The sequence below is a fragment of the Streptomyces sp. IBSBF 3136 genome (assembly GCF_036815105.1).
Classification (GTDB): domain Bacteria; phylum Actinomycetota; class Actinomycetes; order Streptomycetales; family Streptomycetaceae; genus Streptomyces.
This window is the reverse complement of record NZ_JAJSZC010000191.1, coordinates 1-15,543: the sequence shown is the minus strand read 5'-3', so window position 1 is coordinate 15,543 and position 15,543 is coordinate 1. Positions and strand designations below refer to the sequence as shown.

General features: G+C 74.8%; 12 protein-coding genes and 1 pseudogene. 8 read left to right on the top strand and 5 right to left on the bottom strand.

Going from position 1 to position 15,543, the window contains the following annotated elements; translation table 11 throughout:
• From V7E45_RS30810 to V7E45_RS30780, 7 genes are all read left to right on the top strand, one after another.
• Positions 1–2,043: ATP-binding protein (locus tag V7E45_RS30810; RefSeq protein WP_333777502.1), on the top strand; the 2,043-nt coding region annotated here is incomplete at its 5' end.
• 2 nt (positions 2,044–2,045) lie between these two features.
• On the top strand, positions 2,046–3,926 hold the full coding sequence (locus V7E45_RS30805) for an AfsR/SARP family transcriptional regulator (protein WP_333777501.1): 1,881 nt from the start codon (positions 2,046–2,048) through the stop codon (positions 3,924–3,926).
• Positions 3,927–4,050: 124 nt separating this feature from the next.
• Positions 4,051–4,980, top strand: coding sequence for a helix-turn-helix domain-containing protein (locus V7E45_RS30800; protein ID WP_333777500.1), 930 nt, complete (start codon positions 4,051–4,053; stop codon positions 4,978–4,980).
• Between the two features lie 211 nt (positions 4,981–5,191).
• Positions 5,192–6,163: an alpha/beta hydrolase gene (locus V7E45_RS30795; protein WP_333777499.1), complete on the top strand. Its 972-nt coding sequence runs from the start codon at positions 5,192–5,194 to the stop codon at positions 6,161–6,163.
• 20 nt (positions 6,164–6,183) lie between these two features.
• A complete protein-coding gene (locus V7E45_RS30790) occupies positions 6,184–6,903 on the top strand; it encodes an alpha/beta fold hydrolase (protein WP_333777498.1) in 720 nt (239 codons plus the stop codon).
• A gap of 560 nt (positions 6,904–7,463) precedes the next feature.
• Positions 7,464–9,515, top strand: a complete 2,052-nt coding sequence (locus V7E45_RS30785) for a serine/threonine-protein kinase (protein WP_333777497.1) — start codon at positions 7,464–7,466, stop codon at positions 9,513–9,515.
• A gap of 164 nt (positions 9,516–9,679) precedes the next feature.
• A complete protein-coding gene (locus tag V7E45_RS30780; protein ID WP_333777496.1) occupies positions 9,680–10,570 on the top strand; it encodes an NmrA/HSCARG family protein in 891 nt (296 codons plus the stop codon).
• A gap of 28 nt (positions 10,571–10,598) precedes the next feature.
• Here V7E45_RS30780 and V7E45_RS30775 read toward each other — a convergent pair whose 3' ends face one another.
• The 5 genes from V7E45_RS30775 to V7E45_RS30755 form a co-directional block, all read right to left on the bottom strand.
• On the bottom strand, positions 10,599–11,516 hold the full coding sequence (locus V7E45_RS30775) for a ribonuclease BN (RefSeq protein WP_333777495.1): 918 nt from the start codon (positions 11,514–11,516) through the stop codon (positions 10,599–10,601).
• Positions 11,517–11,813: 297 nt separating this feature from the next.
• On the bottom strand, positions 11,814–12,395 hold the full coding sequence (locus tag V7E45_RS30770) for a hypothetical protein (protein ID WP_333777494.1): 582 nt from the start codon (positions 12,393–12,395) through the stop codon (positions 11,814–11,816).
• A gap of 91 nt (positions 12,396–12,486) precedes the next feature.
• Entirely contained in the window at positions 12,487–13,137 is a 651-nt protein-coding gene (locus V7E45_RS30765; RefSeq protein ID WP_333777493.1) for a hypothetical protein, read from the bottom strand.
• The gene (locus V7E45_RS30760) at positions 13,134–13,898 is read right to left on the bottom strand and encodes a YqjF family protein (RefSeq protein WP_333777492.1); all 765 of its coding nucleotides are present in this window, start codon (positions 13,896–13,898) and stop codon (positions 13,134–13,136) included. Before V7E45_RS30760 ends, V7E45_RS30765 begins: the two co-directional genes overlap by 4 nt.
• A gap of 179 nt (positions 13,899–14,077) precedes the next feature.
• Positions 14,078–14,569: a peptidylprolyl isomerase gene (locus V7E45_RS30755; protein ID WP_333777491.1), complete on the bottom strand. Its 492-nt coding sequence runs from the start codon at positions 14,567–14,569 to the stop codon at positions 14,078–14,080.
• 105 nt (positions 14,570–14,674) lie between these two features.
• Here V7E45_RS30755 and V7E45_RS30750 point away from each other — a divergent pair.
• Positions 14,675–15,519: pseudogene (locus tag V7E45_RS30750) on the top strand (class I SAM-dependent methyltransferase).
• Positions 15,520–15,543 lie beyond the last annotated feature (24 nt).

Sequence of the window (15,543 nt, the reverse complement as noted above, 5' to 3'; positions counted from 1 at the left end):
GCACCGGGCCCGGCCGTGCCCGCCCAACTGCCGCATGACCTGCCCTCCTTCACCGGCCGGCGCGCCGAACTCGAAGAGGTGCTGGACGTGCTCGGCGGCGGCCCCGAACCCACCGGGACGGTGCTCATCTCCGCGCTCGGCGGCATGCCGGGGGTCGGCAAGACCACGCTCGCGGTCCACTGGGCCCACCTCGTCGCCGACCGCTACCCCGACGGGCAGCTCTACGCCGACCTGCGCGGCTTCGCCCCGGCCGGGGCGGTCACCGAACCGGGGGAGGTGCTGCGCCAGTTCCTCGACGCCCTCGGAGTACCGCCCGAGCGCGTGCCGCAGGACCCGGACGCCCGGTCCGCCCTCTACCGCAGCGTGCTCTCCGGACGCCGGGTGCTCGTCCTGCTCGACAACGCCCGCGACGCCGACCAGGTACGGCCGCTGCTGCCCGGCACCCCCGGCTGCCTCACCATCGTCACCAGCAGGGACGAACTCACCGGCCTGGTCGCCGCCCACGGCGCCCACTCGCTCACCCTGCACCCGCTCGGCACCGCCCAGGCCCGGGCCTTCCTCGCCGCCCGGCTCGGCGCCGGACGGACCGCCGGCGAACCCCGCGCGGTGGACGAGATCATCACGCGGTGCGCCGGGCTGCCCCTCGCCCTCGCCTGCGTGGCCGCCCGGGCGGCCCTCAACCCGCGCTTCCCGCTGACCGCCGTGGCCGCCGAACTCCGCGAGGCCGGCGGCGCCCTGCACGCCTTCGGCCGCCCGGACACCTCGGTGGACGTCGCCACCGTCTTCTCCTGGTCCGTGAACGCCGTGTCCGCCGAAGCGGCCCGGCTCTTCCGGCTGCTGGCCCTGCACCCCGGACCCGACGCCTCACCGGCCGCCGCGGCCGCGGTCGCCGGACTGCCGCCGCGCCTGACGCGGCCCCTGCTGGCCGAACTCGCCGGCGTCCACCTCCTGGCCGAACCCGCGCCCGGCCGCTACGGCTTCCACGACCTGCTCCGCGCCCACGCCACCGAACTCCTGCACGCCCACCACACCGAGGCCGAGCGACGCGAGGCCACCGAACGGCTGCTGCGCCACCACCTGCACGCCGCCCATGCCGCCGCCGCGCTCCTCGACCCCAGCGGGGACCGGCCGCCCCTGCCGTCCGGGCCACCCGACACACCCGCCGAGACGTTCACCGACGACAGCCGCGCCCTCGCCTGGCTCACCGCCGAGCACGCCGCGCTGCCCGCCCTCGTCACAGCGGCCGCCGCCACCGGACACGACCGGCTCGCCTGCCTGCTGGCCTGGTCCCTCGAACCGTACTTCGAACGGCGCGGCCACTGGCACGACGGGCTCGCCGCCCAGCGCACCGCCCTCGACGCCGCCCTGCGACTCGCCGAGCCCGCCCTGGAGGCCCGGGCCGAGCGCGGCCTCGCCCGGGCCGAGGGCAGACTCGGACAGCACGACTCCGCCCGCACCCGCCTCGCCCGGGCCCTCGACCTGTTCACCGGCCTCGACGACACGACCGGCCTCGCGGGCACCCACCGCAGCCTCGGCTGGGAGAGCGAGCAACGCGGCGACCTGGCCGGGGCCCTGCGGCACAACACCCTCGCCCTCGACCTGTTCCGCACCGCCGGCCACCGGCCGGCACAGGCCAGCGTCCTCAACTCCGTCGGCTGGTACCACGCCCTGCTCGGCGAGCACCGGCAGGCGCTCACCCACTGCTTCGAAGCCCTGACCCTGCTCCAGGAACTCGGTGACCGCTACGGCCAGGCCGCGACCTGGGACAGCATCGCCTACGCCCACCACCACCTCGGCCGCCACCCGCACGCCCTGCTCGGCTACCGCAACGCGCTCGCCCTCTACCGTGCGCTCGGCGCGCCCTACCCCGAGGCGGACACCCTCACCCGCATCGGCGACACCCACCTCGCGACCGGCGACCACGAGGGCGCCCGGGCCGCCTGGGAGCAGGCTCTGACCCTGCTCACCGGCCTCGGGCACCCGGACGCCGACCGGGTCAGGGCCAGACTCGACGGTCGGGACGCCCGGCTCGGCGCGGTGTGAACGTGCTGCGGTTCGACGTGCTCGGCCCCCTGCGCGTGACCCGCGGGGAGACCGAACTGGACCTCGGGTTCCCGCAGCAACGGGCCCTGCTCGCCCTGCTCCTGGTGCACGCCGGGCGGCCCGTGCGGATGGCCGAGCTCGTCGACGTGCTCTGGCCCGGACCGCCGCCCGCCAGCGCCCCGAACGTCGTCCGGCGCTACGTCGGCGCCCTGCGCAGGCTGCTCGAACCCGGCCTGCCGCCCCGCGCGCCCGGGCGGCGGCTGCCGGGGCGCACCGGGGGCTATCTGCTGCGCGCCGACACCGACGAGGTCGACCTGCTGCGCTTCCGCGACCTCGCCCAGCGCGGCATGCGGGCCGCCGCCACCGGACGGCCGGAGACGGCGGTACGGCACTTCGCCGCCGCCCTGCCCCTGTGGCGCGGTCCGGTCGCCACCGGCGTACCCGCGGCCACGCGCGAGCACCTGCACTTCACCGCCGTCGAGCGGGAACTCGTGCGCACCGCGCAGATGGCCGCGGACGCCGCGCTGCTGTGCGGCAGGCCCGAGGAGGTGCTGCCCACCCTGCGCAGGGCCGCCGCGCTCGAACCGCTGGACGAGCCGCTGCACGCCCGCCTCGTCCTGTCGCTCGCGGCCGCCGGACTCCAGGCGGAGGCACTCGCCGCGTACGACGGCGTCCGCCGCGACCTCGCCGCGCAGCTCGGCGTCCCGCCCGGACCCGAACTGGCCGCGGCCCACGCCCGCGTGCTGCGCCAGCAGGTGCCGGCCGCCGGCCACCGCTCGGCACCGAAGACCCCGCCGAAGCGGCCGCAGCCACCACAACCGTTCGTGCGGCCCGCCCAGTTGCCGCTCGACCTCGCCGTCTTCGCGGGTCGCGCCACCGAGTTGGGGACGATCGACACCATCGCCGACACCGCCGTCACCGCCGCCACCAGCGGCGGGGTGCCCGCGACCGTCCTGATCAGCGGCATGCCCGGCATCGGCAAGTCCGCCCTCGCCGTGCACTGGGCGCACCGTGCGGCCGACCGCTTCCCGGACGGCCAACTCCACGTCGCGCTGCGCGGGTTCGCCCCCGACCGGACCGCCCTGCAACCCGCCGGGGCGCTGCGCCAGCTGCTGGCCGCCCTCGGCGTGCCCGAGCAGCGGATGCCCGAGGGCGTGGACGCCCTCGCCGGGCTCTACCGCAGCCTGCTGGCGGGCCGCCGCATGCTCGTCCTGCTCGACGACGCCTCGGGCACCGAACAACTGCGCCCCCTGCTGCCCGCCTCACCCGGCTGTCTGGCCGTCGTCACCAGCCGCAACGCACTGCCCAGCCTGATCGCCTCCGGCGCCCGACCGCTGCACCTCGACCTCCCTTCGTCGGCGGACGCCCGGGCGGCGCTGGCCCTGCGGCTCGGCATCCGGCGCCTGGCCGCCGAACCCGAGGCGGCCGGGGAGATCATCGTCCGGTGCGGGCGCCTGCCCCTCGCCCTGGCCGCCGTCGCCGCCCGCGCCGCCGGCCGCCGGGACTTCCCGCTGGCCGCCCTGGCCGTCGAACTCGCCGCCGACCGAGGGGGCCTGGACGCCTTCTCCGGGGCCCCGGGCACCCCCGACGTCCGCACCGCGTTCGCCGCCTCCCACCGCTCGCTCAACCCGCCCGCCGCCCACCTGTTCCGGCTGCTCGGACGGCACACCGGACCGGACCTCACCCCCACGGCCGCCGCCGCACTCGCCGACCTGCCGCCCCGCGCGGCCCGCATCCTCCTCGGCGAACTGTCCGAGGCCCACCTCATCACCGAGGTCGCCCCCGGCCGCTACGTCCTCCACGAACTGCTGCACGCCTTCGCGACGGAACTCGCGGACGAGGCCGAGCCGGTGGCCGGCCCCGGCACCACCCCCGCGCCGTGAAACGGTGGAGCCGTCGTCGTCACTCCGGTGTCACTCTTTTTGCACATCCGCCGACCTACGCTCCGGGCGAGGCGGACGATCCGGTCGTCCCCCTCGCACCAGCGGCGAGTGAAGGAGACGGCGGATGACGGCGACGACCGGTATCGAGGTGGACGGCGATCACCCGGGCGCGGCGCGGCCGGACGTGGCGCGGCTGCGGGCCATGGGGCTCGACATCCTCGTCACGGCGGCGGGGCCCGCCCGGCTGCCCCGTGAGCGTGCCCCGCACGGGCAGCCGGTCATCGCCGGTGGCCCGCACCGGTGGAGCGCCCGGGACCGCGGCGAGTTCCTCTTCGTGGGCCTACGCGGCGGCGGCCCCGCCTTACTGCAGGAACCCTCCGTGGACGGGGTGCTCGCCCCGGGCGACATCTGCTTCTACGACGCGCACCGACCGCCCTCGCTCGACCTCCCCGAGCAGGCCCGCACCAAGACGTTCCTGCTCTCCCGCGACCTGCTGGGCCTCGCGGACCGCGACCTGCACCGGATCACCGGCGTCCCCGTCAGCCGCGACTCCCGGATGGGCTCGCTGCTCTCGCCGTTCCTCTCCGACCTCGCCGACACGGCCGTGACGGCGCGGTCCGCGGTCGCCGACATGCTCGCCTGGAACGCCGTCAACCTGCTCGCCACCCTGGCCGCCGAGCACCTGCGGGAACAGGGCAGGCCCGCCGACGACCGGTCGTCGACGGTGTCCAGGATCCTGCGGTTCATCGACCTCAACCTGGGTGACGCGGACCTGTCCCCCGACCGGATCGCCCGCGCCCATCACATCTCGGTGCGCTACCTGCACAAACTGTTCGCGGACGAGGGCACCACGGTCGGCCGGCGGATCCTGCAGCGCCGCCTGGAGGAGTGCCGGCGCGAGCTGGCCGACCGCTCCCGCGGTACCCGGACCATCGCGGCCGTCGCGGGCCGCTGGGGATTCGCCAGCGCCACCCACTTCAGCCGCGTCTTCCGGGCCACGTACGGCCTGACCCCGCGCGAGTGGCGGGACTCGGCGGCGCAGCACGTCCGGTAGCGGCGGACCGGGGGGCCGGGCCCGGGCCCCCCGGAGACGGACGCGAGCGCGGCAGTGCGCTGTCGGTACACCGTCCGTACGCTGACGGGCAATTGCCGCGTACCCGGCGGATCTACGGTGGCGTTCGGCGGCTCCGGAGCACGTTTTTTCGGCGAAATCCGGTCCGTCCGCCGGACCTTCCGGCACTTCCCGAATGTGCGAGGAGAATGCGATGTCCGACGCCGCAGCACCGGTCCAGCCGGTCCTGGAGTTCGCCGCAGCGGAGTTCGCGCGAGCGACCGCCAATCCCCCCTACCTGTTCGACCTGCCGCCCGCCGAGGGCCGCAAGGCGGTCGACGAGGTGCAGTCCGGCGACATCGAGAAGCCGGCCGTCGACGAGGAGTGGGTCACGGTCTCCGGCGGTCCGACCGGCAGCGTCCGGGCCCGGATCGTCAAGCCCGCCGGCGCCACCGGCACCCTTCCGGTCATCTTCTACATCCACGGCGCCGGCTGGGTGTTCGGCAACGCCCACACCCATGACCGCCTGGTGCGCGAGCTGGCCGTGGGCGCGGACGCCGCGGTCGTCTTCCCCGAGTACGACCTGTCGCCGGAGGCCCGCTACCCGGTCGCCGTCGAGCAGAACTACACGGCGGCCCGGTGGGTCGTGGAGCAGGGCGCGGCCAAGGGCCTGGACGGCTCCCGGCTGGCCGTGGCCGGCGACTCCGTCGGCGGCAACATGACCGCCGCCCTCACCCTGATGGCCAAGGAGCGCGGCGGCCCCGCGCTGGTGCAGCAGGTGCTGTTCTACCCGGTCACGGACGCCGCCTTCGACACCCCCTCCTACCACCAGTTCGCCACCGGCTACTTCCTGCGCCGCGACGGCATGCAGTGGTTCTGGGACCAGTACACGACCGACGAGGCGGAGCGCGCACAGATCACCGCGTCCCCGCTGCGCGCCACCGTCGAGCAGCTCGCGGACCTGCCGCCCGCCCTGGTCATCACCGGTGAGGCCGACGTGCTGCGCGACGAGGGCGAGGCCTACGCCAACAAGCTGCGGGAGGCCGGCGTGCCCGTCACCGCCGTCCGCTTCCAGGGCATCATCCACGACTTCGTGATGCTCGACGCCCTGCGCGGCACCCACGCCGCCCAGGCCGCCATCACCCTGGCCGTCGGCACGCTGCGCGCCGCCCTGCACACCGCCTGAGCACGAGGGACACCACCGACATGAGCGCTTCCACTCCCACCGTCGTCCTCGTCCACGGGGCATTCGCCGACGCCACCTCCTGGTCCGGGGTGATCGAGGAACTCCAGCGCGAGGGCATCCCCGTCGTCGCCCCGCCCAACCCCCTGCGCGGCCTCGCCTCGGACGCCGCCTACATCGCCTCCGTGGCCGCCCAGATCGACGGCCCCGTGGTGCTGGTCGGCCACTCCTACGGCGGTGCGCTGATCACCGTGGCCGGGGTCACCGAGAACGTCGTCGGCCTGGTCTTCGTGGCCGCCTACGTCCTGGAGCAGGGCGAGAGCCTCGGTGAGCTCCAGGGCCGCTTCCCGCTCTCGCCGCTCGTCGGCAGCCTGAAGCAGTGGACGTACCCCGTCCCCGGCGGCGAGGACGCGGTGGAGGTCACCATCGCCGCGGACGCCTTCCCGTCGGTGTTCGCCGCCGACGTGGACCCCGAGGTCACCAAGGTGCTGGCGGTGGCGCAACGCCCGCTGGCCGCCGCGGCCTTCGACGAGACCGCCTCCGCCGCCGCGTGGCGGACCCGGCCCTCCTGGGCCCTGGTCGCCGGCGCGGACGAGGCGATCAACCCCGACGTGGAGCGCTACGGCGCGCAGCGCGCCGGCGCGACCGTCGTCGAACTGCCGGGCGCCTCGCACGCGGTCGCCGTCTCCCAGCCCAAGGAGGTCGCCGCGCTGATCCGCGACGCGGTCCGCGCGACGAGCTGAGGTGCCGCCGCGCTGACGAGCTGACGAGCTCGACCGGTCCACGGACCTCGCCCTCCCGCCCGTGCGGGAGGGCGAGGTCCGCACGCATGCCCCGGGGAAGTCCGGTGTCCCACGTCCTCTCCACGGCGCCGCTCGCCGCCCCCCCGACCGGGCGGAGCGCCGACACGAGGCGGTGTCCCGTGCCTTCGTGCCGCTCGACGTCACCCTGCGGGAGAGGGAACCGGTGCCCGGCCGCATCGCCGGCCGGCGCCTGGGCGCGCTGCGGATCGTGCAGGTGGTGGTGGCGGTCCCCGGACGGTGACCCGCCGCAGCCGTCCACGTCATGCGCCACCTCTCCGACCCCGCCCTGTCCCCGGTCGGGACAGTGGCAGTACAGACGGGACCCCGGACGCGCGGAGCACCACCGTCGGCACATGACCGCCCCCAGGACACCCGGCGTTGCGTGATATATACATCCTCCATATCTGCTGCACCGTCTCTTCACATGCTCCTGGGGGGAGTTCCATGCCGGAACACGGAACACGGCCGCGTGCGCAACGAGTCGGGGGAGCGCACCGCCCGTGAGTACTCCTGGCGCGGTCGGGCGGGTCCAGCCGGCCCGGCCCGGCGACCCCGCCCGCATAGGCCCGTACCGGATCATCGGCCGCCTCGGCTCCGGCGGCATGGGCACGGTCCACGCCGGCCTCACCGCCGACGGGCTCAGAATCGCGGTCAAGGTGATCCATCCCGCGCAGGCCCAGGACCCGGAGTTCCGGGCCCGGTTCCGCCGCGAGGTGCAACTCTCCGCCCGGGTGCAGGGCCCGTGCCTGGTGCCTCTGCTCGCCGCCGACCCCGAGGCCGCCGCCCCCTGGCTGGCGACGGCGTACGCCCCCGGTCCCACCCTCGACCGGCACCTCGCCGAGCACGGCCCCCTCGACGGCGGCACCCTGTACGCCTTCGCCACAGGCACGGCCCAGGCGCTGGCCGCCATCCACGAGGCCGGTGTGGTGCACCGGGACGTGAAGCCGCAGAACGTCATCCTCACGCCCGCCGGACCGCGCGTGCTGGACTTCGGCATCGCCCACGCCGCCGACGGCACCAGCGTGACGCGGACCGGTGTCATCACCGGCACCCCGGGCTGGATCAGCCCCGAGTACTACCGCCACGGCACCGCCGGGCCCGCGGGCGACCTCTTCGCCTGGGGCGCACTGGTCGCCTACGCCGCCACGGGCCGGCTCCCGTTCGGCGCCGGCGCACCGGACGCGGTCGCGTTCCGTGTCCTGTCGGGCGAGCCCGATCTGGACGGGCTGCCGCCGGAGCTGCGGGAGATCGTGGAGACGGCCCTCGCCAAGGACCCCGCCGACCGTATGTCCGCCGCGGCGGCGGGGGAGAGGTGCGCGCGGCTGCTCGCGGCGCAGGCCACCCAGGTCACCGGCAGTGCACCGACCTACGAGCCCACCCGCGTCGCTGAGGCGGTCATGGCCCAGTGGGAGGTGCCCACCCCGGACGACCCTCGCTGGCACGCCCCGGCGCGGGCGTCCCGCCGGCGCACCGTCGCGGTGGTCCTCGTCGCCGCGGCGATGGCCGGGGCTCTCGTGGGCACGGTGATCGCCCTCCCCGGCACCGGCGGCGGGCACCCCCGGGCCGGTGGCGCCACGAACCCGGCCACGGCGTCCCCGGCCGGGCAGGCGTCCGCCGCCGTGCGGCACACCAGGTCCGCCGCTCCCGGCGGGACGACCGAGCCGGCGGTCGATCCGCGCCGGGCACCGGTCCCCAGCGACCCGCTCGCCGGAGTGGCCCACCCCGCCTTCACCCGGGCCGGTGACGAGACCCAGCCCACCGACGCCGAGTGGAGATCCAGCACGATGGCGGCCACGGCGGCCGAGACGGACGTCGCCAAGGCCGTCCAGGACGGCATGAAGGCCATGCTCGCCACCAAGAACCTGGCCTTCATGGAGCCCACGGTCACATTCAGCAGGAGTGCGCAGACGCTGGTGGTGACCGGCGGCCCGGTCTCCCAGCTTCCCGAGGAGCAGCAGGAGGTGTTCCGTCGCAGCGGGGAGATGGCGGCCTGCACCACGCTGGGCCGCCGGCTCGCGAACGACCCCACCGGCTGGCCCTACGGCCGCTACTCCGTCTACTGGAAGGACTCGGACACCGATCCGCAGGCGAACATCCTCGGCTTCGGCGAGGCCACCGACGGCTGCTACACCATGACCGCCGGGCAGTGGCAGGGAGACGAGTCCGGCATGGCTACCGCCGAGATACCGAGCAGCGACAAGGCGGAGATCCGCGTCGCCGACGCCACGGACAAGGCCATCACCGCCGCCTGGAAAATCCGGGCCGGCGAAGGCGGCGGCGTGGACTCCTCCGCCGCCGACAACGAGATCAGCCTGGGCTTCGACCCGGTGGAGAAGGCCGCCTACATCTGGACCTACGACTCCAACGCCCAGTTGGTCGGTCGCGCCCAGCGGGCCAACTTCCAGGACGTCGCCACCAGAACCACCTGCCGCAAGCTGCTGGCCGAGTACGGCGCCGACAAGACGTGGCAGTACACCCGCTGGTCCGTAGCGGTGTTCGAGGGCAACAGCGGCGTACCGGAGTTCACGGGCTCGGGCGACTGCATGCGGTGAGGTGCGCTCGGGGCGGGGGCAGTGGTGGGGGCGCGGCCCGTGGACGCAATAATCTGCACGGCGCAGCGAAAATGTGACTATGCTGCTGCGCAACGCAGTCAATGCGTGGCGCAATCTCATGCCGCGCCCCCTTCCTCATGCCCCGAGTCACCTCAGGAGTCCTCATGCCCACAGTCGTCGTCACCGGTGCCACTGGCGCCCAGGGCGGTGCCACCGCCCGCGCCCTGCTCGCCGCAGGTCACCGGGTCCGCGCGCTCACCCGCACCCCCGACGCACCGGCCGCCCAGGACCTGCGCCGGCTCGGCGCCGAGATCCGGTACGCCGACTTCGGCGACCCGCCCTCCCTCGACACCGCCCTCGCGGACGCCGACTCCCTCTTCGCGGTGACCACACCGTTCGGCACGGACACGGCGACCGAGGTCCGCCAGGGCAGGGCCCTGCTGGACGCGGCCGCCGCCGCCCGCATAGGCCACATCGTGTTCACCTCCGCCGCGCACGCCGACCGCGGCACCGGTATCCCGCACTACGACAGCAAGGCCGAGATCGAACGCCACCTGCGTGCGACGGGCGTCCCCTGGACGGTCATCGCCCCCGCGGCCTTCATGGACAACTTCGCGGGCGGCTGGAGTCTGCAGAGCCTGCGCGGGCACGCCTTCGCCTGGCCCATGCCGTCCGACACGCCCCTGACCCTCATCCCCGCCGCCGACATCGGCGCCTTCGCGGCCCTGGTACTAGCAAGCCCGGCCGATTTCACCGGCCGCCGCATCGACATCGCCTCCGACTCGCTCACCCCAGCGGGAATCGCCGCCGCCCTGTCTGCCGCCGCCCACCGCACCATCAGGCACCAGGTGGTTCCCCTGGCCCGCGTCCGCACCCATTCGGAAGACCTGGCGGCGATGTTCGCCTACTTCGCCACCACCGGCCTCGACGTCGACGTGGCCGGCCTGCGCCGCGCCCACCCCGAGGTGCGCTGGCACACCTTCGCCGACTGGGCCGCGACCCGGGACTGGCCCGCCCTGCTCGCCCCGGCCCCGGCGGAACCCACGTCCGCGTGAGGTTCCAGGGCCCGCCGCGAAAGTGGCCCTAGTCGCGCCGCTCCCGGTCCTCGGACTCGGAGTCCTTCCCCCGGGACTCTCCGGGCTCTCCGGGCTCTCCGGGCTCTCCGGACGCCCCGGACTCCCCGAGCTCTCCGGACTCCCCGGGTCCACCGGGCTCCTCGTGGGACGGCATCCAGTGGTGCTCCACGAACCAGCGGCCGAAAAGTGCGCCGCCGTAGACCACGAACCCCACGCCGATCAGCCAGGACTCCACCACGAGCACGGTCCCGACCGCGCCGTAGTTCAGGGCGTTGGTGACGATGAGCGGGGTGAAGACCAGGTAGGAGAAACCCCTGAGGCCGGCCAGCCCCGCGACGGTGGCGAGGGCGCCGGGCAGCAGGGTCCGCCAGTGCACCTGGCCACCGAGCAGGAAACGCTGCCCCCACCAGAAGAACAGCACCGTGCTCACCAGGGACACCACGATCCGCTGCGTCCCGTGCAGGGCGGTACGGGTCTGCACCTCCTGGTAGAGGTACGCGGTGAGCACGGTCAGCCAGGTCACCTGCCGCCAGACCCGGTGCCAGGGACCGGACGCCAGGCTCCAGATCCGCTCGTAGCCGTTCTGCACACTGCCCGCGAAGGACACCCCGAATACCGCGAGCAGGACCAGGCTCAACACACTGGTGGTGCCGATGACCTTGCGGGGCGGGCTGATGATGCCGGTCAGCGCGTCCGCCGACTGCCCGGACAGCCCCATGCCGTCGGTGAGCCAGGAGGCGAACCCTCCGCGCACCAGCGGATCGGCGGCGGCGACCACGATCAGCAGCGGCGCGAGCGTGACCAGGGCCAGCGTGGCGAAGCCCATGGCCCGGTGCAGCAGCTCCAGATCACAGCCACGCCTCAGCAGGGCGTGCACGCCGAGCCACTCCCATGCGCGGCGGAGGCCGCGCCGCCACTGCCTCACGGGTCCCTCCCGTGCTCGCCGCACCGAATCTCGACGCCGACGATCGCGCGCCGACACAGCGCCGGGCGACCCTCGACGAGTCCCTGGTGCCATGATCGGACCAAAGCCCCCGACCTGCGCGGCCGGACATGCCGAGAACCGTCCGGCCCACCGGACCGGCCCACCGGACCGGCCTGAACGGGACTGAGGCCGCATGGCGGAGGGGCGCACCTCGGAGAGCGCACGGCAGCCCGGCCGCCGGCCTCTCGCCGGGTCCCCGCCGCCGACCGGACCCGGCGGTCCTGCGTCGCGCCCGGTTCAGCCGGCGCGCAACGCCGTTCCGGCCCGTCGGACGCGCCACTCCTCCAGCACGTCCCGCTGCCGCTCGGCCCGTTCGATCAGGGAGTCGAGCTGCCGGACGTCCAGCCGCCCCTCGGCAGGGGTGAGGCAGCGCAGCGTCCGCCACCCGGCCGCCTTGCCCTCCACACCGAGGCGCAGCGCCTCCAGCTCCACGACCGTGCTGAGCGGGGAGCGCCGAACCAGGCGGCCGTTGCCCTTCAGCCGCCCCAGCTTCTCCGCCGCCCAGCCCGCGCACACCTTGTAGCGGCGCACGGGGACGCCGAGGGCGCGCATGATGCCGAGCAGCGCCGCCCGGTCCCGGACGATCTCCGCGCCGACGGGACCGAGCGCGTCGGCGAGCTCCCGGTCGCCGCTGGAGCGTGTGAGACGGCAGACTCGTGCCGTGGCCGCGGTGGCGCCGGCCAGATGGTCGTTGAGGTAGATGCCGAGCAGGTTCAGGTCGGTGCCGGTGCCGGTGCCGGTGCGGGTGCCGGTGCGTGTGCGGGTGCTGGTGCCGGTGTTCGGTGGCCGCTGTGCGCCGGGGCGCAGTGGGTCCTCCATGACGTGCCGCCTTCGTCCGTCTCTCCGGGTGGCGGAGCCGGTGCCCCGCCGACTGCCGCTGCGGGTACCCCTCGCCCGGCCGCCCGCACCGTCACCGAGTACGGCTCTCGCGCGCCGGCAGGACGGTGGTGGTCACCCGGACCAGGGACGGCCGGCGGGGCGTCGAGCCGAAGCCGAAGCGCACCGGTGGGACGACGGTCGCCAGCGTGCCGAGGTCCCGGCCCTCGAACCGGGCCGTCGCGGCGGTCACGGGGCGCAGATCACGCGCGCCGTAGTACTCGCGCCGGTCCCCGACCGCGCTTCCCCGCGTCCGCACGCCCATCAGCAGGCGGGCCGGCGGGTCCGTCACGGCGGTCCAGGCCGGGCGTGCGGCCAGCGACCCCGGTACGGCGCTGAGCAGTAGCCCCGCGAGGCCGCGCCGCCCGACGGCGAACCGAAGTCGCAGCAGCTCCCCGGCGTCGACGCTCCAGCCGTCCGGGCTCACGCGCACCCGTACGGGGACGACCCGCACCTCGTCGAAGACGTAGGTCTCGCCGACGAAGCGTGCCGTCTGCGCAGTCGGTGCCAGCAGCAGCCGGTGGCCGTCGGCCCGTTCCACCATCAGGTCGCTGAACCCGCCGAACGGCGAGCGGACCCAGTGCCCCAGCACCAGACGGGTGCCGGACGTGGTGCCGACACCGGCGATCCAGCCGTCGAACCGCAGCGGACCGCACCCCGGGGAGGCCGGGCCGGGGCGGTTCATCGGGCCACGGCGGGCCGGGCCCGCGGCCGGCCCGCGCGGTCGTGGACGCGTCCCACCGGACGCGAGCCGCCCATGCGCACCCGCCGGACCCCGTCCGAGAAGTGCGCCAACGGCGTCGTGCCGGGCGGCGGCAGACCCACCGCGCGGGTCAGGGTCTCCCGCAGGAAGTCGACACGGGCGGCGCGCAGCGCCCATGGCTCGTGCTCGATGGGCGACTCCCAGAGGACGCCGAACCGACGGGTGTAGGCCCGCCAGCGGGACGTCAGCCACACGTCCCGGGGTGTGGGCCGCACCGGTTCACCGGGCCGCACCGTCAGGTGGTACGAGGGCCCGGCGCCCCAGCGGTAGCCGCTGTAGGTCACCACCCCGGCCCGCCGCGACACGGCGAGCCGGCCCAGGTGGTACGGGGCGCCGATCGCGCGGACGGCGAGCATCAGGGGGGAGCCGACCTCCAGGGACAGGAACCACACCCCGTCCCGTCCGTCCGGACCTCGCACGTAGGTGCGCAGATTGGTCTCCGGGAAGGAGGGCAGACCGGGCACGGCCGCCGGGAGGCCGAGCGGGCGCACACCGGCCATGACGAACGGCGTGAGGCTCACCCACGCGGCTCCGTCGTACGTGTCCACCGTCAGACCGTCCGGCAGCAGGCGCCGCACCCGGTCCGGGGGTACGGCCCAGTGCACGAACGTCTGGGTCAGCCAGCCGGCGCGCAGCGCGGGCAGATACACGCGCTGGTCCGGCCCGTACGAGACCACGCGCACCGACTGCCCTGGGCGCCCGCCGCGAAACCCGACACGCCGCCGAGGGGCGGGCGGCCGGCGCCGGCAGGCAGGCGCGCGCGGGGGCTGGAGGGGCGGACGGCCGGTGCGACGGCCGGCCGGCGGGGGCCGGCGTCGGCACCGGACCGTGGCGTCGCCCGCCCGGGAAGGCGGAGCCTCGGTCAGACCGTGCCGCTGGACGCGATCGTGACCTTGGCGCTCGGCGAACCGCTCCGGCTGCCGAGGCCCTCGATGCGGTCGACGATCTCCGAGCCCTCGACGACCTCGCCGAAGACGACGTGCTTGCCGTCGAGCCAGTCCGTCACAACCGTGGTGATGAAGAACTGCGAGCCGTTGGTGTTCGGGCCGGCGTTCGCCATGCTGAGCAGGTAGGGACGGTCGTGCTTGAGCGAGAAGTTCTCGTCGGCGAACTTCTCGCCGTAGATGCTCTTGCCACCGGTGCCGTTGCCCCGGGTGAAGTCGCCACCCTGCAGCATGAACTGCGGGATGATCCGGTGGAAGGAGGAACCGGCGTAACCGAAGCCGTGCTCGCCGGTGGCCAGCTCACGGAAGTTCTTGGCCGTCTTGGGCACGGCGTCGTCGAAAAGCTTGAAGACGATCCGGCCGGCCGGCTCGTCGTTGATCGTGATGTCGAAGTACACGTTGTCACTCATGGCGATCAACTTACCGTCGAGCGGTGCCACGACGTGCGGAAGGGTCCCCCTGGGCGGCTGGTGTCGCCTCCCTGACCGTACACCCGCGACGCGAGGGAGCCTTTGTTGACCGACGGCCGGCAGTGGGACGAAACCCTGTTCGCGGGGGCCGCCACGCACTACGAGCGCGGCAGGCTGCCGTACGCCCCCGGCCTGGTGCCGCTGCTCACCGACGTGCTCGGACTCGACGGGACCGGGCGGCTCCTCGACGTGGGATGCGGGCCCGGCACCCTGACGCTGCCCCTGGCACCCCTGGTCGCCGAGGCCGTCGGTGTGGACCCAGACCCCGGCATGATCGCGGAAGCGGTGCGCCGCACGGCAGGCGGGGCGGCGGCCGCACGGCCGCGCTGGGTGCGGCTGCGGGCCGAGGAACTTCCGGCCGGCTCGGCACGTTCACCGTGTCCGTCTTCGCCCAGTCCTTCCACTGGATGGACCGCGACCTGGTGGCCCGCACCGTACACGGCACGCTGCGGCCCGGCGGAGCGCTGGTGCACGTCTCCGACCTGAAGGGCGAGCGGCGCGACACCGCCGGACTGCCGTACCCGGCCGTGCCGTACGGCGCCGTAGGAGACCTGGTCAGGGCCTACCTTGGGCCGGTCCGCCGCGCCGGGCGCGGAGTGCTGCCCCACGGCACACCGGACGGCGAGGCCGCCGTGCTCGCCGGGGCTGGTTTCCTCGGCCCTGAACGGCACGTCGTCCCCGGCGGGCGCGCCCTGACACGCGACGAGGACACCGTCGTCGACGGGGTCTTCTCGATGTCCTGGTCGGCGCCCGGCCTGTTCGGCCCGCACCGCGCGGCCTTCGAGACCGACCTGCGCCGAACGCTGCGCGGGTACTCCCCGACGGGCCGCTTCAGCGAACGCGCGCCCAGCACGGAGGTGTTCCTGTGGCGCAAGGAGGACGGTCGGTGAGGGCGGGTGAGGGGCGGCTGAGGG